The organism is Paraburkholderia hospita (assembly GCF_002902965.1).
Taxonomy (GTDB): domain Bacteria; phylum Pseudomonadota; class Gammaproteobacteria; order Burkholderiales; family Burkholderiaceae; genus Paraburkholderia; species Paraburkholderia hospita.
Map to the genome: position 1 here is coordinate 212,125 of NZ_CP026109.1, position 22,933 is coordinate 235,057.

The window sequence follows — 22,933 nt, forward strand, 5'->3', positions numbered from 1 at the left end:
CTGCTTAGGGTCCGTTAGCAGACTTGGAGACCTACCTTGGCTGAGACCCGCGGGCATTCTCGCCGAATGAGGTTTCTAGCCGATCCAATCAGGCTGTTATCACATAAAGCGGGGCCCGTTCTCACGTAATGTGCTCCCACGCGTCCCGATATTCTCAGCTAATGTGGTTCTACAAACCGCGATGTAATCGGTTCCTGCGTCGGAAGTTATCGAGCCGCTACACCTGGCCCTGGCAAGTCCGGGGATGTTGCTCCCTGAGTGGCTCCCGCCCGCTCCGCCTTCGCGCGCCACAACAGGAGCAATCCGTGAGCCGCCTTGTCGTCGTTTCCAATCGCATCGCCGATCCCCGCAAACCCGCTGCCGGTGGACTCGCGGTGGCCGTGCGGGAAAGCCTGCAGCAGACCGGGGGGCTCTGGTTTGGCTGGAGCGGCAGGGTTCAGGACGATGCGGTCACCGACCCTGCCGACCAAGGCCAGCTTCACTTCCAGTCTGCCGGCGAGGTGACGCTGGCGACGCTGGATCTGAACCAGGAAGATCACGACGCGTACTACCTCGGTTACGCCAACGGCGTGCTGTGGCCTGTGTTCCACTATCGCCTGGACCTGGCCAATTTTGATACCCGCTTCGCCGCGGGCTACCGGCGGGTGAACCGGTTGTTCGCGCAGAAGCTGCTGCCGTTGCTCAAGCCTGACGATCTGGTCTGGGTGCACGATTACCATCTGATCCCCCTCGCCGCCGAACTGCGCGCACTCGGATGTGGTAACCGCATCGGCTTCTTCCTGCATATTCCGATGCCGCCGCGCCTGATCATGGCGGCGATTCCGGAGCAGGAATGGCTGATGCGTTCGCTGTTCGCCTACGATCTGGTCGGCTTCCAGAGCGAGACGGACGTGACGCACTTCTCCCACTACATTGAAGCGGAAGCACAGGCTGAACAGTTGAGCCCAGAACGCTTCCGCGCCTTCAACCGGACACTTCGGGTGGGCGCTTACCCGATCGGTATCGACGTCGACGACTTCGTTCGCCTCACGCAAGCGAAGGAAGGGCGGGAGACGTTTTTACGGATGCGAGAGGAATATGCGCGGCGCCGCCTGCTGCTCGGCGTCGACCGTCTCGACTACTCGAAGGGACTGCCACAACGTGTCCAGGCGTTCCGGGCATTGCTCGAGCGCTATCCGGAAAACCGCAACAGCGCTACGCTGATCCAGATTGCTTCGCCGAGCCGCGAGGACGTCAGTGCCTACGACGATCTGCGCCGCCAGATGGACAGCCTCTGCGGTGCGATCAATGGCGACTATGGCGAACTGGACTGGATGCCGGTGCGCTACATCCATCGCAATGTCGCCCGCAGGCGCTTGCCCGGGTTATACCGCGCGAGTCGGGTGGCACTGGTCACCCCTTTGCGCGACGGGATGAACCTGGTCGCCAAGGAATTCATCGCCGCCCAGGACCCGGCCGACCCGGGGATGCTGGTGTTGTCGCGCTTCGCGGGCGCCGCAGAGCAACTGAAGGAGGCGTTGCTCGTCAATCCGTACGACACACAGGGCACGGCGGAGGCGATCCAGCGTGCGCTCACGATGCCCCTCGAAGAACGGATCCGGCGGCACGAGGCGCTGCTGAGCCGGATCCGCAAGCTCGACGTTCACTGGTGGTGTTCATCGTTTCTGCAGGCGCTGAAGCATGTCGAACAGGACGTGACTGGCTGATGCCCGGAAAAAGGCGGCAGTGCATGATCTCCATTGCGGGCGTGACCGCTCCCATGATGCCTGCCAGAGGCTTGCAGTGACCGCCAGGGTTGTCGCGGTAGGAGGCTTGAGGTGAACAATAGCAATATGATGAGGATTGCTTATATCGCCAGCGAGTAGAATTGCTGGGCGGCAGACGTAGTTCGTATTAAAAGTGTCAACACTGCGCGGGAGCGTTAAAAACGTTGGGGTTTTTGCGCAGGCCGCCTAGGATTCCGGCAGTCATGGCCGCGCCGGAGGTTGGGATGAAAATCACAATTCGCGTCGAGATCACTACTGACTGGGATGAAACGGATAGTTCGAAGTCTGTCAGTTCGAGCGTCCCTATCGCCAACTTGAGCCTGAGAAGATAGGCCTGTCGCTCGCCGAAGGAAAAGATGTGCTGCACATGCTCCAGAGGGTTGTGGTGGCAGCGCAAGCTGAAGAGATCTGCATGATGCGGCGCTTCTGTACCCACTGCCACCGTTTCCTCGAGCTCAAAGACCGACGGATTCGCAAGGTGGATACGGTCTTCGGCACTGTGCCCTTTCGCAGTGCCCGGATCGTTTGCTGTCCGTGCGAGACGCCTTTCCAGATGGAGTACCCGTATAGTCCGATGAGCGAATTCGTCCCCGAGCGAGCGACCGCGGAACTGCTGTCGCCTGAGGCGAGGCTCTCGGCACAGATGCCGTATCGCCAGGTAGTCGGCATGATGCGTGAGTTCCTGCCCGTTCGGCAGACATTGAACCATGTGACAGTGCGGAACAGGGCGCTACGGGTGGGCGCGCGCGTCGAGGCTGTTCAGCCGGCTGCATGTCGCGCCACGAAGGAAAATGATACGGAGTGGACGCTGACCATCGACGGAGGATTCGTTCGCGGGCGACGCAAATCAGAATGTTCGAGCTTTGAGATTCTAACGGGGCGCCTCAGTGCCAAAGACCAGACTTCACGCGTATTCGCGTTCGTGAGAAACAGGCTACCGGATATCGTGGAGCGGCTCACCACCCTTGTAAAAGCCACATCGGGAAGCGATCGACCGAGACTGTCAGTCATCACCGATGGTGCCAATGGCCTGCAGTCAATCGCCTGTCGATTACCGTTTTCTTCTACACCTGTCCTCGACTGGTTCCATATATCAATGAGGGTGAGGTATCTCGAGCAGATCATCAAGGGCATGCGTGCGCGGACGGAAACGGAAAAAGCCGCCCAACGTGTGTTGATCTCCCGTGTTGACAAGCTGCGCTGGTGCTTCTGGCACGCGAAGCTAGAGAAGGCGAAAACCCGGATGCAAGGCATCCTGATCCTCTGTCGGGTAATCGTGCCTGAATCGCCGGGCGTTGCGGAGAGTCTTGCACAGCTGGATTACCGGACTCGGGAGCTTGTTGCATACGTCGAAGCGAATGGCGGATCGACGATGAACTATGGCGCGCGACATCGTGGCGGCAAACCTATCTCAACAGCGACCGCCGAGTCCGCAGTCAATCAGATACTCAATCAGCGCATGTGCAAGCGTCAACAAATGCGCTGGTCACCGATCGGAGCTCATCTGCTCGCCCAGGTCCGATGTGTTGTGGTCAATGGTGACCTGGTTGAACGACTTGCGAGATACGAACCACCAAGGAAACCATTGTCGCGCGAAGCTGCCGATCTACTCGAGCAGTTCGGGCTGGCATCTGAACTACAACCCCAAGGTTTTTAACGCTTCCGCCGGCGAGTCGTTCGCTGTGCGCTAGGCAAAGCAAGTACTGATATGCTTGGCAACCTACACGAGCGCGCTCCGAGCGGGCTCGTGGCTCAACATAAAGTTCAGCCGCACGGGGCGGATCAAAACTGGACGAAAATCAGCGATGAGCACTGCATTGAACGACGACCCGCTACACACTGCTTTACCGCTAAGCCGCTTGTTGTTGCCGTCGGGGCCGCCGACGCTTGCGCCCGGCATCGTGCACAGCAATTTCAGCGTTCAAGGCGACGCCCGTCAAAGCTTCCAGGCCTGGCAGGAGCGTATGAGTCCAGTCTACGATATACGGCCTTCGTCAAAGCAAGCTGAGGATACGTTCGATGCATCGCTGTCTCGTTACACGATTGACAATCTGAGCTTCTTCGACTTCCGCACCGGGCCCAACCTGGCCGTGCGATCGTTGGGTCGGGTTTCGACCGAGAGCGTTCGCGACATCAGCTTCAGCGTGTTCCTTGAAGGGCCACCGGGGCAGTTCCTGGGCGGCAAGCCACGGCTCGACGCGCCGCATATATCGCAAGTGCCAAGTATCCTCGCGCTCGACATGGATCAGCCGTGCACAATCCGGAGTTTTCATGGTCGGATACTGCTCCTTTTTGTGCCGCGCGCCCTGGTGGAAAGGTCGTTCCCTGATGCCGCATCGCTGCATGGCCGCTGGATTCACGCCACCACCCCTTTGACACGCATACTGATTGAGCATCTGGTGGCGCTAAAGCAACAAATCGTCGGACTGAGCAAGGAGGAAGCGCATCAGTCCTTTTTCAATGCGGTAGAGCTACTCGTCGCAGCTTTCAGCCGTCAAGCGGGTCTTTCCGGCAACGGCCGCGCAGCGGTACGTGCTGCTGTCTATGGACAAGTGCGGCGGCATGTCGAGGCCAATCTACACGATCCGGATTTGTCGCCTGACACCGTGTTGGCATCGCTGCATCTCTCGCGCGCCAGCGTGTACCGTCTCTTTGAGCATGAAGGCGGCCTGGCCGCTTATATTCGCAACCGCAGGCTGCGAATGGCGGCAGATGAGCTGGTGCGCTTTCCGCATATGGAGGTACAGGACATTGCCTTCGGGTTGGGTTTCAATGATGCGTCGAGCTTTACACGTGCATTCCGTCGCGCCTTCGACATCGCGCCACGGGAATTGCACGAGTATGCGCCGTTGCTCAAGCGGGAACATGCAAGACGGGAGCGCTTCACATAGACTGGCAATGTTGAACAGATTCGATTGTTAGCTGCGATCGGGGGCGCGAAAACACAGGGCCGTGTCAATTCGACAGAAGGCCTCGACAGCGGAGAGGCACCTGCTGATGTCAACGATTTACGCAACCTTGCCGAGTGACCGAAACTGGCCGAGAGCACCAATTCGAGCACGCTCTGCGGAGCGATCGTTGCATTCCTCAATGGCTGCTCACCGGCAGCCGATGTGAACGGGTACTACCGGCCAGTTGTTGCCGCTCATTTATCGCGCAAAGCCGTCATCTGAACGGCCGGTCCACTCTGGAACCTGTCAGTAGCGTCGTCACAGTCACCGAAGCGCGCGTGAACCGCCCCGAGTTTGAACTGACCCCCGAGAGTCGGACGTTGAAGCGTTAATTTTTTCCCGCTCGCATTCGATATTCCACGGGACTCAGTCCACCAAGTTTCGATTTGATGCGGTGCCGGTTGTAGTAGTCGATGTAGCCCTTCAGGCCTGCCCGTAGTGCCTCGACGTCTTCGAAGTCCGTGAGATGGAAGTACTCGGCCTTCAGAGTGCCAAAGAAGCTCTCCATGGCCGCGTTATCGAAGCAATTTCCTTTTCTCGACATACTTTGCTTGAGTCCGTAGCGCGCCAGTGCCGCTCGGTACGGTTGCATGCGATAGTGCCAACCCTGGTCCGAATGAAGCATCGGTGTAGCCGCATTCCCGCGTTTCTTGACAGCTTTCCTGAGCATGCCCATGACCATCGGGAAGTCGGGGCGATGGCTCGACTCGTAGGCAACTATTTCCCCATTGTAGAGGTCCATGACCGGAGAAAGGTACAGCTTTTTCCCCGCGACCCGGAACTCGGTCACATCGGTAACCCACTTCTCGTTTGGGCCCGACGCGGTGAATTCACGATTGAGCAGGTTCGGAGCGGCCTCGCCGACCTCGCCCTGGTACGACCGGAACTTCTTCCGGCGCACCCTCGACCTGATTCCCAATTCGTTCATGAGGCGCTGCACCTTCTTGTGATTAACTAGCTCGCCATCACTGCGGATAGTTAAGGTGATGCGACGATAGCCATACAAGCCGCGATGTGCAGCATAGACAGCCCGAATCTTCGCCTTGAGCCCACCATGCCGGTCTGGGGCGGCCAATGTCTTGACCCGGTAGTAGTACGTACTGCGTGGCAAACCCGCAGCCCGGAGAAGATCGGTCAAGGGGAATTCCTGCCTCAGTTCAAGCACTATTTTGGCTCTTTCTGCCGCGCCAACTTCTTTGCTAGAACCAAGGCATTGAATTTTTTTAGGTACGCGACCTCCGCGCGTAACTGCTGATTCTCACGAAGCAGTTGGTCTGACTCCTCAGATCGCGGAGCTTCCAACGACTGGTTCGAGGTCTTTTTCTTTGCTGGCACCGAAACATCCTGTCCCGACGGGCGCATGCTCTTTAGCGAACGGAGCTCTCCCCGTGCTTTCTGTTGTTGCCACATCGTGATGCTGTGCGGATTGCCGATATTGTAAATGGCAGCCAGCTCTCGACAGGAAAGGTTCTCAGCCACGCCCCGGTGCACCACCTCAAGCTTGAACTCAACGCCGTAAGCACCACGCTGCCGGATGAGCCCAGCGTTACCATGGTGACGATATGCCGCGACCCATCGCCTCACCATGCTTTCCGCAATACCGAATTTCGCCGCAAGGAGCTTATAGCCCCCTTGGCCAGCGAGGTACTCGCGAACCACCTTCCCCTTAAACTTTACATCGAATTTCCTCACGGAACCTCCAAGGTTGTGTCCAACTCTCGGGGGTCAGTTCAGTTTGGTGGAGGCTCCAACTCTTGAGAGAATGGAGGGTTTTGTCGCAGTAAGGCTCGCGGAGTAAAGTCGAATCGATATGCAAAGTACTGCTTACGTTTCGAGTTCATAGAATTGATCGGCAGCGGACGGATGATAACCTCGAGCACACTTCATCTGTCCTTTGCCGATCATGTTCATCAATTCGATGCCACCCAGAAGGATTCGCGCACAGCGAAAAGTTTTGAATCCCAGCATGAGTCGCGTGCGTTGCTGGATCGCCCGATGGTCCTGCTCGACCAGGTTGTTGAGATATTTGGACTGGCGGACCTTGATGGGCGTTTTACGATCATGATTGATGGCCTCGAGTGCGGCGAGGTTGGCGCCACTCTTGTCGACGGTGATTACCTCTGGCTCGCCATTCCGGTCGATTGCCTTCTCAAAATAGCGCCGCGCGGCCACCTTGTCGCGACGGGCGCACAGCAGGAAATCCACAGTATTGCCGTCCCTGTCCACTGCGCGGTACAGATATTTCCATTGCCCCTTGACCTTGACGTAGGTCTCATCCATCCTCAAGCTCCCGCCGACAGGACGTTTGTGCTTGCGGAACGCCTTTTCGAACAACGGCACCAGCTTGATCACCCAGCGATGTACTCTCGAATGGTTGACCTCGAACCCCCGTTCGGCCCTCATTTCCTCGAGGTCGCGCAGACTCAGCGAATACGCCATGTACCAACGCACACACAGCAGGATCACGTCCAAGGGATAGTGCAGCCGTCTCAGCACCCGGGCGATGCCCGGCGGCAGTGTCGTGCGTGGCGTCTTTGTCATCCAGGAAATCGTGTTCGTCAACCAAGTCGGTTCGCGAATTCTACCCACGACGCCTTTATTGCGACACTGCCCTGCGTTGCCTCTGCTTTCCTTGCGCCACACGAATCACCGGGCGCAGGTCGCAGACCAAGTTCTCGGAACGGCCAGCGCGCAGCCAGCGTTGGATCTGCAGATATCTGTGCCTTGAGCGCAGGTATGGTTCTGGCCAGCGCGGCGTCATCTCACCCGGGGTCGCGGTACTGCGGCTGTCGCGCGCAACGCCATGCACGTGGCGTCGCGCCAGTCACGTGCGAGAACACGCGAGTGAAATGGCTCTGGTCGGCAAAGCCGCAAGAGATCGCGATCTCCGCGATTGACAACGAACTGCGTGCGAGCAGATCGCGCGCGACGTCGATGCGTCGGCGCACAAGCCATTGGTGCGGTGCGAGCGCGGTTGAGCGGCGAAATGCGCGGCAGAAATAAGCTGGCGACAGTTCGCACGCGGCGGCGAGTTCGAGGATCGACAGGCCGTCTTCGAGATGCGCGTCGATCATTGCCTTTGCGCGCATTTCCTGCCACGGTGCGAGCCCGCCCGTCTTGCGCGCGTCAACGATCCGCACGCCGGCGTAAGTCGCCGCGAGATGGCCGTGCAGCGCGATCAGCAGGCCGTCGACGAACAGTTGCGGCACGGGTTTGCCCGTGAGTGCAGGGAGCAGCAACTTGCCTACCCTCGCGACGAATGGATCCTGGACGCCGTGAGGAATCGCGAGTTCGCGGATCGCGACGCAATCCTCCGCCGCAGCGATCCGGTGCAGTGAAGCTTCCGGCAGGTAGAACTGCAAGCAGTCGAACGCGGTGGGCAGGAATGCGGAAGGACGAGCAGCAAGGTCGACCACCGACACGGCACCGCTGGCATACGGAGTCACCCGCTCCGGCTTGCCATCCAGCCACAACTCGTGCTGCGGCAGCGGCTGCAGCTGCAGGCAAAGCACGAACGCGTTTTCTGGCGGGATCGGCTCGGTCCGGTTAACCGCGCCGTCAGTGGATGTCAGGCGGGTAATGGTGACGTCCGGAATCTGGAGCGTCGAGCTCCTGAGCACGGGCATGCTCGGCAGTTTGAAGTAACGGGCGGCATCGTTGCCGTAAGGGGGGGACATCGTTGAGCCCCGCTGGTTGACGTGGGTGAGACTAGCGTGATCGGTCGTATTCGCTGACTTAACGTGACGGCGGGCGGGTTGGCGGACGTCCGCGTGGTGCCGTCGCGCGGATGCCCGCTCTTGTCTGCCGTGATTGCGTGGTTATTCGTCTTGACGTTTGCCAGGTACGGGGCGTGGTGCCCGTCAGCTTCACAAATACGCGGGTCAGATGACTCTGATTTGAGAATCCGCAGGCCGTAGCGATCTCACTCAACGAGCCATTGTTTCGTACGAGTAGCTGCTTTGCGTGATCGACGCGCCGTTGCTGCAGCCAGCGCTTCGGTGTCGTGCCTGTCGCCCGTTTGATCGCCCGCGACAGGTGTGCGACGGTTAACATCGATGCAGCAGCAAGGTCAGCCAGCGAAAGTGATGCGGACAGACGTGCATCGACGTGCTCAAGTAACGACTGGTACTGGTGTGCCGTCATCCCGCGGGTGCGTTGCTCGAGCGAGCCAGCAGCATTACCGGGCCCCGCGGCGTAGCCGCAGATCGCGACCAGCAATCCGTGCACAACCTGCCAGGTCATCACGTGCTGGCGGGCGAGCGCATCGCGCAGCAGCGGGCCGAACTCGGCCGAGACGGCGTCGCCGTTCGACAACCTGTCTATGAGAATCTCGAGATTGCGCGCGCATGCGGGATCCGGTTGCCAAGGGCCTTGGCTTTTCGGGAGTTGAGCAAGCAGGGCTGCAGCCAATGATGCCAGTCGGGATAGGTCAATTGTCGACATGCGGAATACCGAGTTTTGGCATCGGACGCGATTGCGCACACGCGACGGTGGCACGCCATGACGCATCGCGTGATGTCAGGCCAGACGCGACGCGCCCACCTGATGCGATGAATCCTAGCACGTGCCAAAATCGAAAAAGATGGAAAGAAATCCGTCTTCTACATTTTTTATATTCGCGTGGTCGATTGCGACATCCGTGGCGGATCGGACATCCGCCAATTTAATCGGCTCTGTGCAAATTGCGGCGTAAAAGTACCGAATACAATTCGGGTTGCAGAGTATCGATGTATCGAATCATATGAAGTAAGTAGACACGCTCCTGACGGCTTGACCGGTTACGCGGCGGTCGCGCGAGCGATCCCTCTATTTCGCGCTTTTGTGGCGGGTAGTGCCACGCATGACGATTTACGTTACGGACGACGATGTTGGTGAGCAGTGCGCATCACGACCTGCCGACGTGAATGCAATGCATATGACAGTCTGCTGAGACACGGATAGTTAATCAAGGGAAGAGCTGGCCGACGCCTTATTGGCCGAAGTGAGCGGGATTTGTCGCGGGGGAGGAACACGCAGGCACGGCATTCGTTTTCAGGAAGGACTGTTTAATATGTTTGTAAGTTTACGCATTCCCCTTCTTTCTTTTCGCCGACAGATTCAGCGGCTTGACTCGACCTGATCCGCCGCCCGTCTTTGCACTGATCGCATTCAATGCGGCAGAACGCGTGTATGCAATGCCTCAATCACGCGAACAGAGTCGAATCTGTGCAACGCCGGGCAAGAATGTTCAAGAAATCGGGCGCCGGCTTCCTCATCATTCAGGCCGTGCTTCCACGAACGATGCCGTTGGATTGACGATCGGACTTGTTCGTGTTGGTCAGGAGCCGGACGCCCGATGCGCTCGAGTCCGCGCGACACGCCGCCCGCGCAAAGGAGGGAAATATCATGCCGACATCCAGGAAACAACAGTCGCTCTATGCTGGTTGGTCACGGAAGCGCACTTTTATCCAATATATGTTTTGTTTTTGTAAGAATCACGCCTCAAAGTCGAATGCAGTGCGAATTGCAGGAAGATACTTACTGGTTGGCAATATGGCGGGATGGGTTGCCGGATCGCGAGACAATAATCTCAACGGCCATGCCCTGAGCTTTACGGGTGTGTCGAGCCCGTCATCGTCCTCTGCTTCGATATCGACATTCATTGACGTCGCAGCACCATGATCAGGTTCGGTCACATTGAAATCGATTTAAGCAGGCGCCGAGTACGCAAAGGCGACGAGGTACTGCACGTCGGGTCACGCGCGTTCGAAATTCTTGCGTTGCTCGCCTCCGGCGATGGACGGCTCGTCACGAAAGACGAACTGATGAACACCGTGTGGCCGCATACGGTCGTTGAAGAGAACAATATCCAGGTACACCTTTCGGCGCTGCGCAAAGCGCTCGGTGAAGATCGCGACTGCATCGTAACTGTGCCGGGCCGTGGTTATCGACTGATGCAGCGTCGGGCCGCAGCGCTGCCGTCCAAAAGCGCTTTGCCTGGCCAAACGCTGCGCAGGCTACCGTCGTTTCCGACGGGGTTGGTTGGGCGCGATGCGGCCATCGCGCAGGTCCGCACCGCGCTCGATTCGACGCCCGTCCTGACTCTGACAGGCGCTGGGGGGATCGGAAAGACGACGCTGTCGATCGCCGTCGCGCACGAGATTGCCGAAGCGCACCCCGACTTTGTTTGTTTCGTCGAACTGGCGGCATTGACAGACAGGCAGTCGATCCTCGCATCCATTGCGCAAAGTTGTCGCCTGTCACTCGACGGCGACTTTCCTTCCATCGAGGCGATCGCGGCGACGCTTGCGCACACTCCCCGCACGTTGTTTCTCGACAACGCGGAGCAGGCGATTGCGCACGTGGCCGAGATCGTCGAAACGCTGACGGACGGCAATCCTGCGCTGCGTGTTCTGGTTACCAGCCGGGAACCGTTGCGTATCGCGCAGGAAAGAACGATCCGTGTCGGCCCCCTCGAGGTGCCCGCACGCGATGCCACCGAACATGAGGTTCTTGCGCAGTCGGCTGTTCACCTGTTCCTTGCGCGCATAGGGGCGCTAGGGGGAAAGACCTCTTTCGACAGAAAGGAAACATTAACAGCGGGTGAGATATGCCGCCGACTCGACGGTATACCCCTGGCAATCGAACTGGCGGCGGCCCGCGTCTTTTCGCTCGGAATCGAAGGTGTGTATCAGCGCCTCGACGACCGGATGTCGATCCTGACGGCTGGTTATCGCACCGCGTTGCCGCGGCACCAGACACTTCGTGCAACGTTCGACTGGAGTTTCACGCTACTCGATCCAGGTGCTCAGGCTCTGTTCCGGCGACTCGCGATGTTCGGAGGCGTGTTTACGCTCGAAGCAATGTGCGCCGTCGCTTGCGGTTCAGGCTTGACTATGGGTGCCGCAATCGATGGGATCGGCGAACTCGTGGCAAAGTCGATGGTGAATGTCAGCTTTGACGGTCCCGTCGCAAAGTACAGAATGAATGAATCTACTCGCGCGTATGCGCTCGAGCTGCTTCATGCCGAAGACGAAACACAGGAAATCGCATCGCGTATCGCGCGTTATTTCACCTCGCGTTTCGACGCGGGGGCGGGACGTACAGGTTCGGTGCAACTGGTGGAAGGCTCTTCTGACCTGCAGCAGACACTCGATGATGCGCGTGCCGCGTCCGAATGGGCGTTTTCCTCTGGTGGCGATCTACATCTCGCCGTCGAGCTGACGTCGACGTTGACGGGCGTCCTGCTGGGTAACTGCCTGATCGAGGAATGCGGAACGCGGGCAGAACGTGCGGTGTCTGCGCTGAACGAGCTGCCGCCCAGGTCGATAGATGTCGTGAGCGAGATGCGCGTTCGAGCGGCCTTGGCTGCGACGCTGCCGAATCTGTGTGGTCCGATGGGGCGTTCCTGGAAGCTCTGGAACGAAGTTCTCGATCTGGCCATCTCGTCCGGTAACGACGAATTTCAGGCTCGTGCGTACTGGGGGCTCTGGAATGCCGCGCTATACGGAGGCAACGTGCATGACGCGATTGATCATGCGCTGAGTTTTCAGACGTTCGCGCAGGACCATGGTCATGCATGGCAGGAGACGTTGACAAGCCTGCTTGCCGCAGTCGCGCAGCATTGCGCTGGGCAGCACGATCATGCGAAGTCTCGGATCGAGGAGGCTATGCAACATCTGGCCGTTCACCCGCACGAAGCGGAGCAGATCACGAGCTTCGCAGTCGATCCTCTCGCCATCTGTTACGGGACGCTTGCGCGCATTGTGTGGTTGCAGGGTGATGCCGAAGAGGCGTTGGCGTACGTTGACAAAGGCGTCAACCTGATCACGCCGGAGACGATGGAGCCTTGGCTCACGCATGTGCTCGGCGTGGTCGCGGTGCCGATCGCGTTGCTCTCGGGCGATTTGCGGCGCGGCCGCTGCTATCTGCAGATCATGCGCTCTCAAACGGCGCTGCACGGTTTCATGATCTGGCGTGAGTACAGCGATTGTCTCGCGGCTTATTGCGATCTTCTCGAAGGAGAGTCGGAACGTGGTTTGCCGGTGCTCGAAGCGTCGCTGGATGCGTTGATTGCACGAGGTTTCAGGCGCCTGATTACACCAATTGTCGTCGCGTGCGCGGAGGGGCTGATCGCGGTCGGCCGCTTTGCGGACGCTTCGATGCGGTTGCATGATGCATTGAACTTCTGCAGACGACACGGCAAGCTGTTCTTTCTGCCTGAAGTATGGCGGGCGCTTGGTCTCCTTGCGCAAGCGCGAGCGAGGCTCGAGTCGCATGCAAGCGAAGCGTGGCGCGACGCGCGCAACGAGGCACGATCCTGCTTCCGGGAAGCGATCCAGTTATCGCAGCAGCAAGGCGCTCGCATGTTGGAACTGCGCGCTACGGTCGCTATGGCGCGGCAGTTGTACGAGCACGAGCAGTGGGCAGGCGCATTGGCCTTGCTGAAAAATCTCTCAGCCAGGTTCGAACGCAGCAGCAGAAGCCCTGATGTCAAGGCACTGTTTGAATTGATCGATGCCTTGCATGTTCGTCGCGCAGAGCCAGTTGAGAATGGCGCGTCTGATGTTGCACGGGATCGTCAGGCGACCGGCGTCACATCACTCGCATAGGGAGGGCCTTCCGGAGTTTTAAGGGCGAGAACCGCAACGGCACGCGGGAGCGGGACGAAAGAGAGTATTCGGCCGTCACGCACGGCAGAATTCGACGGACTCTTTCCCGCGATGCCGCGTACGGCGAATGTACATTCTGTTACGCACTGCAGTATGCGGAGGAACTTCGCGTTCGCAATTCATGATTTTTTTTCCAATAAAGTATTCTTTTGCGCCGCTTTGCTATGCTGCAATAACGTCGGACGAGATCCGCTGATGACGACACCGCAGCCAACCGCTAGCGAGTCGCTCCGCACAGCCAGGCGCCCGGCGACGCGCCGACCACCTTGAGAAACACGCGGCTCAAATGACTTTGATCGGCAAAGCACAAAAAATCGCAATCTCCGAGAGCGTCATATCGGAGGCTTCGATCAGTTCTCGCGCCCGCGCCACTCGTTGTTCGAGTAGCCATTGATGGGGTGTGCGCCCCGTAGTTCTGGAGAATGCGCGGATGGAATCGCCGCGCGACAGGTTGCATTCACTTGCGACGTCCGCAATCGATGCGCGTTGCCGCGACTTTTGCATCAGTAGGTCTTTCGCTCGTGCTTCCTGGGCCTGCGAAAGCGCCCCCCGATACGATGTCCGTCGGCGCGGAGGCTACCGTATTGCTACGCGAGATGAATCCCGATGGCGAGGCCCACCTGCTCGACGAACAATGTACCCAACGGGCCTTGCCGTTCGAGATTGCCGGCGAGCGCGTGCGCGAGAAGACCGAGCAAGGCGTCCTTCTGTTCAGTGGCGCAGGTCAGTCCGCCGATTCTCGGGCCGTCGAGTTCATCTTCAAGGCGAGTGAAGAACCGAAGTCGAAATTGCCGAATAGATCCGCGCGATAATCCTCTGAAAAATCTCGGATATAGATCAAATCGGTTTCAAACCGTTTGCCAATGGTTCCCTTTCCGCTAAAGATATTTCTTTTGTGCCCGCCGTTCAGCGAGATGCCAACCAGAAACCCGCGATTGCAGGCGGGCGTGGCGACGTGATTGAGATGTTCGGGTCGTCGATGAATTTGCGATAGCACCTGATATCACCACTGTCTCTTACGTTCGTTTCGGGCTGACCGTCTGGAGTGCCCGTTGCGCGTGCTATGACGCGTGCCGCGCGACGCTGGTCGAGCCAAGACCCGACGCGACAGCGCCGCTTGCGGCATCCATCGATGCGTGCAACAGGCCTTTTTGCTCCACAATCGCTTTTCCTCTGCCAGTCGGCCAGTGCGCCGATCAACGTGCCGCGACGGGAGTGGCGCCTCCGCGGCTTCAGTCGTGCTCATTCAGTTTCACCCTTAATGAAGATTAAGGCTGTCATCAGGACTTTAAGTCCACTTCTCTCTAATCTTCCCCCAGGTCGTAGTGCCCTTCCGGCATTGTGAAACTCGCGTCTGAACTATGCGACGTAGCCGTTCGCATCCGCATTGCCGATGCAGCGACGACTCGACTCATCCCGCCAACCGGAATCTGGTGTGGTTGCCTCGTGTAACCGTGCCGGTCCCTCGAATTTTCGCGAAATGGAGTTTTTTATGACCTATGAACTGTTGACACCCGACACGTGCGCGCTCGCGCTTATCGACCATCAGCCGCAGATGTTCTTCGGCACGCACTCGCACGAGCGCACAACTGTCCTGCACAACGTCCAGATCCTCGCGAAGGCCGCGAAGCTCTTCAAGGTGCCGACCATCCTGACGACGATCGCCGCCGACTCGTTCAGCGGCCATCTGCTGCCCGAAGTGCAAGCAGTGTTTCCGGAGATCAAGCCGATCGACCGCACGTCGATGAACTCGTGGGAAGACAAGGGCTTCCGTGACGCCATCAAGGCAACGGGCCGCAAGAAGATCGTGATCGCGGGCCTGTGGACGGAAGTGTGCGTGACCTTCCCGACCATCCAGATGTTGAACGAAGGCTTCGAAATCTACGTGCCGACGGACGCATGCGGTGACATCACGGAGGAAGCGCACGAGCGCGCGGTGCAACGCATCGTCCAGGCGGGCGCCGTGCCGATGAACTCGCTGCAGTTCATGTGCGAACTGCAACGCGACTGGGCGCGCGGCGAAACGTACGAAGGCTGCATGGACATCTTCAAGGCGCACAGCGCATACGGCATCGGCGTGCGCTACGCGAAGCAGATTCTCGGCGAGCACGCGAGCGAGGCAGGCTGATTTGGGCTGATCGGGCCTCATTGCCCCAAGCATTTTTCTGTTTTGATTCGCGCGCGGCGTCACTGACGTCGCGCGCGAATTGCGCCTGACCACGATTCACGGAGAGCGACGATGACCGCACCCATTCAGCCCGCCCGCATTGCGGACCTGGTGATCTACAACGGCAAGATAGCGACGCAGGACGACAAGCGTTCGTTCGTGACGGCGCTCGCCGTCGCGAAAGGCGAGATCGTCGCGAGCGGTAATGATCACGACATGATGCAATGGGCGAACGATTCGACGCGCCGCATCGACCTGAAGGGCCGCACGGTCATTCCCGGTCTCAACGATTCGCACCTTCACGTGATTCGCGGCGGCCTCAATTTCAATCTCGAGTTGCGCTGGGATGGTGTGCCGTCGCTGCGCGATGCGCTCGAGATGCTGCGCGCGCAGGTTGCGCGCACGCCGGCGCCGCAATGGGTGCGCGTGGTCGGCGGATGGAACGAATTTCAGTTTGCGGAGAAGCGCGGCCCGACGCTCGAAGAGATCAACGCGATTGCACCGGATACGCCCGTCTTCATCCTGCATCTCTACGACAGCGCGCTGCTGAACGCAGCGGCGCTGCGCGCCGTCGGCTACGACCGCGACACGCCGAATCCGCCGGGCGGCGAAATCCAGCGCGACCGGCGCGGCAATCCGACGGGCATGCTGATCGCGCGCCCGAATGCGGGCCTGCTGTACGCGACGCTCGCGAAAGGTCCGAAGCTGCCGCTCGACGATCAGATGAACTCGTCGCGCCAGTTCATGCGCGAGCTGAACCGTCTCGGCGTGACGAGCGCGATCGATGCGGGCGGCGGCTATCAGGCGTATCCCGACGACTACGCCGTCATCATGGAACTCGCGAAGCGCAACGAGCTGACGGTGCGTATCGCGTACAACCTCTTCACGCAGAACGCGAAGAAGGAAATCGAAGACTTCGCGAAGTGGGTCAAGGTCACGAAACCCGGCGACGGCGACGATTTCCTGAAGGTGAACGGCGCGGGCGAAATGCTGGTGTTCTCCGCCGCCGACTTCGAAGACTTCCTGGAACCGCGCCCCGATCTGCCGGACGCGATGGAAAGCGAACTCGAAGCCGTCGTGCGCCTGCTCGTGCAGAACCGCTGGCCGTTCCGGCTGCATGCGACTTACGACGAATCGATCGAACGCTTTCTCAATGTGTTCGAACGTGTCAATCAGGACACGCCGTTCGGCGGCCTGCGCTGGTTCTTCGACCACTGCGAGACGATTTCACAGCGCAATATCGAACGCATTGCGGCGCTTGGCGGCGGCATTGCCGTTCAGCACCGGATGGCGTATCAGGGCGAGTACTTCATTGCCCGTTATGGCGCGCAAGCCGCCGCGCGCACGCCGCCCGTGCGGCAGATGCTGGCTGCGGGGCTGCCCGTCGGCGCAGGCACGGACGCGACGCGCGTCGCGAGCTTCAATCCGTTCGTGTCGCTGTTCTGGCTGGTGTCGGGACGCACGGTGGGCGGCACGCCGATGTACGCGGCGCAAGACCGGCTCGACCGCATGGAAGCGCTGCGCCGCTATACGGTCGGCAGCGCGTGGTTCTCGAACGACGAGACGCGCAAGGGCGCACTCGTGCCGGGCCAGCTCGCGGATTTCGCAGTGCTGTCGGATGACTACTTCACCGTCGATGAAGACGCGATCAAGCATCTGACCTCGGTGCTGACGGTCGTCAACGGCCGCGTCGTCTATGCCGCCGACGAGTTCGAAACGTTTGCTCCGCCTGCGCTCCCCGTCAGCCCGACGTGGTCGCCCGTCGCGGAGTATGGCGGCTACGCGCGCTACCGTCCCGCCGCTGCGCCGCTGCAGCAATCGTGCAACGACGCGTGCGTGAACCTGTGCGGCGTGCATCGTCACGCGCATGGATGGGCCTGGCGCAGCAACGTGCCTGCGGGCGACGCGAACTCGTTCTGGGGCGCGCTCGGTTGCAGCTGCTTTGCGTTCTGATGCACAAGCACGCAATGAACCGCTTTTCCGCACCCGACGCCGCGCTGCTGTTTCTGCGCGTCACCGCGAGCGTGCTCGTGCTGCTCGTGCATGGACTGCCGAAGGCACTCCACTACGCGAGCCAGCTCGACGCGATCGAAGACCCGTTGCATCTCGGCAAGACGCTGACGCTGGCCTTTGCGATTTTCGCGGAAGTCGTGTGTCCGCTGCTGATGATCGCGGGCATCGCGACGCGGCTCGCCGCGCTGCCGATCATGCTGGTCAGCGTGATTGCGCTCGGCCTCGTGCATCGCGAATGGACGCTGGATCAGGGGCAGTTCGCGTGGATGCTGCTGATCCTGTTCGGCACCATTGCGATCGGCGGCGCGGGTCGTTACCGGCTTGCGCTGCGGCCGCATGCGTCGGGGCAACGACAGGCGTGAGCGCAGGCGATGGAATCGATCGTGTCGAATGAACGCGCGGCGCGGCCCGTGGAAGTCGCAGGCGTGTGCATTCCGCACACGCCGCTTGCGATTGCAGCCGCCGAGGCCGCGCACGCGTCGCTGCCGGAAGTGGTGACGGCGCACGCGTCGCGGGTTTTCGTGTTCGCGTCGCTCGCGGCGCGGCGCGAAGGCTGTGCATGCGAGCCTGACACGCTGTACGTCGCGGCGATGTTCGCGAACATGGGCTTGAGTGCGGCCTACGCGCATTCCACGCTGCGCTACGAAATAGACGGCGCACACGCGGCGCGCACGTTCCTGCAACACTACGGCGCGTCGCGAGGCGTGCTCGACGAACTGTGGTGCGCGATTGCGCTGCACATGACGCCGGGTTTGCCCATGCATGTGTCGCCGCTCGCGCGCGTGCTGTCATCGGCGGTGCGTACGGATCTGCTCGCCGACAACCTCGGTGCGTATTCGCTGGCGGAGCGCGAGCAGATCGTGGCGGCGTATCCGCGCGGCGGGCACTTCAAGGAACGGATGATCGATGCGATCGGGCGCGGCGTCGTGCATCGTCCTCAATCGACATTCGGCACGCTGAGCGCCGATGTGCTGGAGCGCGTCGACCCGGACTTCTGCCGGACGAACTTTTGCGGGCTGATTCTCGGCTCGTCATGGAAGGACGAGTGACGCAACGAAGGAGCAAGTCATGTCATACCTGATTTCTTTGGGCGCGGGCCTCGTGGTCGGCCTGCTGTATTACCTCGTGCGCGTGCAGTCGCCCGCGCCGCCGCTGATCGCGCTCGCGGGACTGCTCGGCATCGTGATCGGCGAGCATGCGATTCCGTTCGTGCAGGCGCAGATACGCACGCCCGATGCGCAAACGCAAAGCGTGCCCACCGTCGCCAGCAACAAGCCGACTCCGTCATGCAGCAAGGACCAGTGAGCGCGGGCGCGGGGGCGCAACTTGCGGCGCAACTCGATCACGTGCCTGGCGAGGACACCTGGCTTGCGACCATCGCGGGCTATGTCGACACGCTCGGCTTCGTCGCGCTGTTTGGCCTTTTCACCGCGCACGTCACGGGCAATTTCATTCTGATCGGCTCGGGCCTGGCGGGCGCGGGGACGGGTCTGCTGATCAAGTGGCTCGCGTTCCCCGCGTTCGTCGCGGGCATCGTACTCGCGCGCGTGCTCGACAACCAGTTGCTTGCGCGCGGACATGGCGTGCGCGCCTGCGCACTGTACGTGCTACAAGCGGCACTGCTGACGGGCTTCATGGCAGCGGGCGTGCTGGCCGCGCCCATCACGGATTCCGACGCGCCGCTGACGATTGCCTGCGGCCTGCTCGGCGCGGCAGCGATGGGCGTGCAGAACGCGCATGGACGCCTGACCGCACGCTCCGTCGTCGCGAACACAGTGATGACGGGCAACGTCACGCAAGCCGTGATCGACGTGTTCGATCTGCTGTTTTCACCCGCCGACGCGAAAGCGCGGCAGGCGGCGCGCAGTCGCCTGTGGCGCACGCTGCCGCCCGTCGCCGGTTTTGCGATTGGCGCGGGCGCGGGTGCGGCCGGGTATCTGCTCGCGTCGTTCTGGGCGCTGCTGTTGCCGCTCGCCGCGCTGTGCCTGCTCGCGGCGCTGTCGAGAAACACGGGCGCAGCGCCGGCGCAAACCTGATCGCGCCGCGCGTCAAGACGAGACGCGGCGGCAACTATTACCAGCAAGGAGTGTTTTCATGAGTACCGTCAAGATGTATCGATTGTTGCGCGCGGCTGTCGTGTCGGTTGCGGCGCTCGGCGTGACGCTGGCCGGCTCGCCCGCTTTCGCGGAAGCCGACCATCAGAACGCGGGCAAGAGCGCGCCCGTCGTGTCCGTCGGGCCGCAGTACGACACGACGCACGTCTATGTGTCGAACCAGGACATCGACGCGTTCGTCGACAGCTTCGTTGCGACGTTCGGCGGCAAGGCTTCGCCGCGCGCCGTGTTCACGGTCACGCCGACGCCGAGCAAGACGGCCTCGCAATACGTGCAGACGCCTGTCGGCATGTTGTCGGTGTTCGCGTTCCAGACGCCGGTTCCGTATCCGTTCGGCCGTGAGCGCACCGGCTATCTCGTCACCGATATCGACAAGGCCGTGCGCGCTGCGCGCGCGGCGGGTGCCGATGTGATCGTCGATACGTTCGACGACCCGATTGGCAAGGATGCTGTCATCCAGTGGCCGGGCGGCCTTTACATGCAGCTCTACTGGCACACGAAGGCGCCTTCGTATGGTCCGCTCGAAACGGTGCCCGACAACCGCGTCTACGTGTCCGCGCAGGCGGCCGACAACTTCGTCAAGCGTTTCGTGCGCTTCTCGCATGGCAAGGTCGTCTCCGATAACCGCCGTGCAGATGGCAGCGAAATCGGCCGGCCCGGAGACACGATCCGGCGCGTGCGTATCGCGTCGGGCTTCGGCAACATGCTCGTGTTCGTGACGGACGGCAAGCTGCCGTATCCGTATGGCCGCGAGACGACGGGCTATCAGGTCGCCGATCTCGACGCGACGCTCACAAAGGCGCAAGGCGTCGGCGTGAAGGTGCTGTCGCCCGCGAGCAGCACGGTCGAAGGGCGCAGCGCGATGGTCGAATTTCCTGGCGGCTACGTCGCCGAGATTCACGAAGCGAAGAAGTGACGGTGCGTCGTTCAATCAAAAGCGCGAAGAGAGCCGCCGCTTGCGCGGCGCTCGCTGTGTGCAGTCTGGCGGACGGCGCGAACGCGCTCGCCGCCGACACGGCAGAGACAGGCACGGCGGAAGCAAGCGCAGCCGTCGCATCGCAGTGCACCGCGAAGCGGCCGTCGCCGCTGTCGTTCAACCGCTGGCAGGAAGACTGGTCGGTGCTGGCGTTGCCGTGCGTGCCGCGCAAGCCGTTCGATGCGCTCAAGTACATTCCGCTGGGCGGTGATCCGTCGACGTATCTGTCGCTAGGCGCGACCCTGCGCGAGCGCTTCGAGTTGAACAACACGCCGCTGTTCGGTCTCGGCAGCGCGCGGCCCGACAGCTACGTGATCCAGCGCGCGCAGGTGCATGCCGACGCGCACATCGGCGAGCATGTGCAGGCGTTCTTTCAGCTCGAAGACGCACGTCCCTTCGGCAAGGATTCCGTCACACCCGTCGACAAGAATCCGCTCGATATCGAGCAGGCGTTCGTCGCGTTCGTCTATGGCGTGGGCGGCGGCACGTTCAAGGCGCGCGTCGGCCGCCAGGAGATGGCGTTCGACTTGCAGCGCTTCGTGTCGGTGCGCGATGGGCCGAACGTGCGCCAGGCATATGACGCGCTGTGGGCCGACTATGAGATCGACAAATGGCGCTTCATCGGCTACCTGACACAGCCGGTGCAGTACCGCGATGTCACGGCTTTCGACGACGTGTCGAACCGGCATCTGACGTTCAGCGGCGTGCGCGTCGAGCGCGCAAACACAGGGCCGGGCGATCTGTCCGCGTACTGGTCGCGCTACAACCGCGACAACGCGCGCTTTCTCGATGCCACGGGCACCGAACATCGCGATGTGTTCGACGTGCGCTACGCGGGCAAGGTCGCGCCGTTCGACTGGGACGCTGAAACGATGGTGCAGACGGGCCACGTCGGCAACGATACGATCGGCGCGTGGGCGTTCGGCGTGCTGAGCGGCTATACGTTCGCAACCGTGGCGGGCTCGCCGCGGCTCGGCTTGCAGGTGGACGGCGCATCGGGCGACCGGCATCCGGGTGACGGACGCGTCGGAACCTTCAACCCGCTGTTTCCGAACGGCTACTACTTCACGCTGGCCGGCTACACGGGTTATAGCAACCTGATTCACGTGAAGCCGTCGATCACCTTCAAGGTGACGCCGAAGGTCACGCTGCTGACGGCGCTAGGATTCCAGTGGCGCGCAACGATAGCCGATGCCATCTACGGCCAGGGTTCGGCCGTGGTGCCGGGCACGGCAGGCAAGGGCACGCGATGGACGGGCATGTACGCGCAGGTTCGCGCCGACTGGCTCGTCAGTTCGAATGTCGCGCTCGCGCTGGAAGCGGTGCACTTCGAAGTCGGCGATTCGATACGCGCGTTGGGGGCGCGTAATGCGGACTATGTGGGCGTCGAGGCGAAGTTTGGCTGGTGACGGTGCATTCAACGGGCGGATTGGATCCCACTTCGCTGGAGTGCCCTTGTCACCAAGGATGGTGATGCGAGGCAAAGATCTGACATTGCAGGCAACTGGCAAACGATGACGATCGCACAACATTGTCGCCTGATGACATGCCGGTGGCGCTGCGCAACGACAATGGGACGTTCGGCGGGGATATGCGTGCCGCGCGTGAGGCGTGCGATGAACACGACGATGTTGCAACGACCAGTGTGCCGGAGAACCGGATCGATGACGCAGAGAGTGAAAGTTGAAAATGAGCTGACTAATGCCAACGGCGACCATGCCTCGCCGCACAAACAATATGGCCATCGGCCGCGTTATCCCGCATGCTACAGATCAACTCTGCGCCCGAAGTGAGCCATGACTTGTCGACTTGAAGATGATATCGTTCGACGCGCACTCATCGCGCTCTTGATACCCGAATTGTCCACATCGGAGTTGTCCAAAGCGGAGAGGTACGTCAGAAAGAAGAAAGTCCGGAAAACAAAGCGTCCGCAGGCTGGTGTTGTTGAGTCGATCGTGCCGGAGCCACCTCCAGCCCGCATTTGGATCGTCGAGCAAAGAACCTCCAACACGCTGAGCGTTTCCTGGAGCGACCCACGCTCCGGCAATTACGCGGATCAGGTCTGGCGACTAGGACTCGCTCGCACGGCTTCATTTTGCGTTTTGTCCGGTATGCAGATTCGCTGTGGCGATTCCGTGTTCCGACCGCTTGTGTGCGAAAGACACGTCCCTGTCAATGGAAATCGCATGATTCTGGCGTCAGCGGTGCCGACAATTCCGGACACAATGTGACGGTTGGCTTACACGGGCCGCATGCCCGAGACTCTTCACGAAGAAATCAGAACCAGGCGTGGTT

Annotated in this window: 18 protein-coding genes and 1 pseudogene; 13 read left to right on the plus strand and 6 right to left on the minus strand. The window is 60.7% G+C overall.

Annotation, left to right across the window (positions count from 1 at the left end; genetic code table 11):
- The first annotated feature begins 305 nt into the window (after window positions 1-305).
- From otsA to C2L64_RS49800, 3 genes and pseudogenes are all read left to right on the plus strand, one after another.
- Window positions 306-1,706, plus strand: coding sequence for an alpha,alpha-trehalose-phosphate synthase (UDP-forming) (gene otsA / locus C2L64_RS49790; RefSeq protein ID WP_103154409.1), 1,401 nt, complete (start codon window positions 306-308; stop codon window positions 1,704-1,706).
- Window positions 1,707-1,990: 284 nt separating this feature from the next.
- A pseudogene (locus C2L64_RS49795) lies at window positions 1,991-3,427 on the plus strand (ISKra4 family transposase); the annotation flags it as partial.
- A gap of 144 nt (window positions 3,428-3,571) precedes the next feature.
- Window positions 3,572-4,657, plus strand: a complete 1,086-nt coding sequence (locus C2L64_RS49800; protein WP_090839160.1) for a helix-turn-helix domain-containing protein — start codon at window positions 3,572-3,574, stop codon at window positions 4,655-4,657.
- A 388-nt stretch (window positions 4,658-5,045) separates the two neighbouring features.
- Here C2L64_RS49800 and C2L64_RS49805 read toward each other — a convergent pair.
- The 4 genes from C2L64_RS49805 to C2L64_RS49825 all read right to left on the minus strand — a co-directional run bounded on the left by C2L64_RS49805 (window position 5,046) and on the right by C2L64_RS49825 (window position 9,160).
- Window positions 5,046-6,409, minus strand: a protein-coding gene (locus tag C2L64_RS49805) for an IS3 family transposase (protein WP_090839158.1) whose coding sequence is annotated in 2 segments (ribosomal slippage) — window positions 5,046-5,935 and window positions 5,935-6,409 — 1,365 coding nt in all. Because the reading frame shifts where the segments join, the coding sequence is not laid out codon by codon here.
- A 132-nt stretch (window positions 6,410-6,541) separates the two neighbouring features.
- Window positions 6,542-7,258 carry an IS6 family transposase gene (locus C2L64_RS49810; RefSeq protein ID WP_103154431.1) on the minus strand — a complete coding sequence of 239 codons (717 nt, stop codon included), beginning with the start codon at window positions 7,256-7,258 and terminating at the stop codon, window positions 6,542-6,544.
- 221 nt (window positions 7,259-7,479) lie between these two features.
- Window positions 7,480-8,394: a helix-turn-helix domain-containing protein gene (locus C2L64_RS49820; RefSeq protein ID WP_086914898.1), complete on the minus strand. Its 915-nt coding sequence runs from the start codon at window positions 8,392-8,394 to the stop codon at window positions 7,480-7,482.
- Window positions 8,395-8,452: 58 nt separating this feature from the next.
- Window positions 8,453-9,160, minus strand: a complete 708-nt coding sequence (locus C2L64_RS49825; protein ID WP_158660666.1) for a helix-turn-helix domain-containing protein — start codon at window positions 9,158-9,160, stop codon at window positions 8,453-8,455.
- Between the two features lie 1,316 nt (window positions 9,161-10,476).
- Between C2L64_RS49825 and C2L64_RS49830 the strand changes: the two genes are divergently transcribed.
- Window positions 10,477-13,308 (plus strand): winged helix-turn-helix domain-containing protein, encoded by a 2,832-nt coding sequence (locus tag C2L64_RS49830; protein ID WP_158660667.1) that lies wholly within the window; start codon window positions 10,477-10,479, stop codon window positions 13,306-13,308.
- A 342-nt stretch (window positions 13,309-13,650) separates the two neighbouring features.
- Here C2L64_RS49830 and C2L64_RS55555 read toward each other — a convergent pair whose 3' ends face one another.
- Window positions 13,651-13,872 (minus strand): helix-turn-helix domain-containing protein, encoded by a 222-nt coding sequence (locus tag C2L64_RS55555; RefSeq protein ID WP_086914895.1) that lies wholly within the window; start codon window positions 13,870-13,872, stop codon window positions 13,651-13,653.
- Window positions 13,873-14,092: 220 nt separating this feature from the next.
- Window positions 14,093-14,365 carry a hypothetical protein gene (locus C2L64_RS55560; protein ID WP_086914894.1) on the minus strand — a complete coding sequence of 91 codons (273 nt, stop codon included), beginning with the start codon at window positions 14,363-14,365 and terminating at the stop codon, window positions 14,093-14,095.
- Window positions 14,366-14,860: 495 nt separating this feature from the next.
- Here C2L64_RS55560 and C2L64_RS49845 point away from each other — a divergent pair, with 495 nt between their 5' ends.
- The 9 genes from C2L64_RS49845 to C2L64_RS49885 all read left to right on the plus strand — a co-directional run bounded on the left by C2L64_RS49845 (window position 14,861) and on the right by C2L64_RS49885 (window position 22,869).
- Window positions 14,861-15,496, plus strand: coding sequence for a hydrolase (locus C2L64_RS49845; RefSeq protein WP_086914893.1), 636 nt, complete (start codon window positions 14,861-14,863; stop codon window positions 15,494-15,496).
- A 111-nt stretch (window positions 15,497-15,607) separates the two neighbouring features.
- Entirely contained in the window at window positions 15,608-17,488 is a 1,881-nt protein-coding gene (locus C2L64_RS49850; protein ID WP_007578984.1) for an amidohydrolase, read from the plus strand.
- Between the two features lie 14 nt (window positions 17,489-17,502).
- Window positions 17,503-17,910, plus strand: a complete 408-nt coding sequence (locus C2L64_RS49855) for a DoxX family protein (RefSeq protein WP_103154432.1) — start codon at window positions 17,503-17,505, stop codon at window positions 17,908-17,910.
- A gap of 9 nt (window positions 17,911-17,919) precedes the next feature.
- Entirely contained in the window at window positions 17,920-18,597 is a 678-nt protein-coding gene (locus C2L64_RS49860; protein ID WP_103154410.1) for an HD domain-containing protein, read from the plus strand.
- A gap of 19 nt (window positions 18,598-18,616) precedes the next feature.
- On the plus strand, window positions 18,617-18,853 hold the full coding sequence (locus tag C2L64_RS49865; RefSeq protein WP_086915073.1) for a DUF1427 family protein: 237 nt from the start codon (window positions 18,617-18,619) through the stop codon (window positions 18,851-18,853).
- On the plus strand, window positions 18,835-19,584 hold the full coding sequence (locus tag C2L64_RS49870; RefSeq protein ID WP_103154411.1) for a YoaK family protein: 750 nt from the start codon (window positions 18,835-18,837) through the stop codon (window positions 19,582-19,584). The genes C2L64_RS49865 and C2L64_RS49870 overlap by 19 nt, the downstream gene beginning before the upstream one ends.
- Window positions 19,585-19,642: 58 nt before the next feature.
- Entirely contained in the window at window positions 19,643-20,578 is a 936-nt protein-coding gene (locus C2L64_RS49875; protein WP_103154412.1) for a glyoxalase, read from the plus strand.
- A gap of 56 nt (window positions 20,579-20,634) precedes the next feature.
- Window positions 20,635-22,047 (plus strand): alginate export family protein, encoded by a 1,413-nt coding sequence (locus C2L64_RS49880; protein ID WP_242684049.1) that lies wholly within the window; start codon window positions 20,635-20,637, stop codon window positions 22,045-22,047.
- A gap of 387 nt (window positions 22,048-22,434) precedes the next feature.
- Entirely contained in the window at window positions 22,435-22,869 is a 435-nt protein-coding gene (locus tag C2L64_RS49885; protein ID WP_086915068.1) for a DUF3331 domain-containing protein, read from the plus strand.
- Window positions 22,870-22,933: the final 64 nt, after the last annotated feature.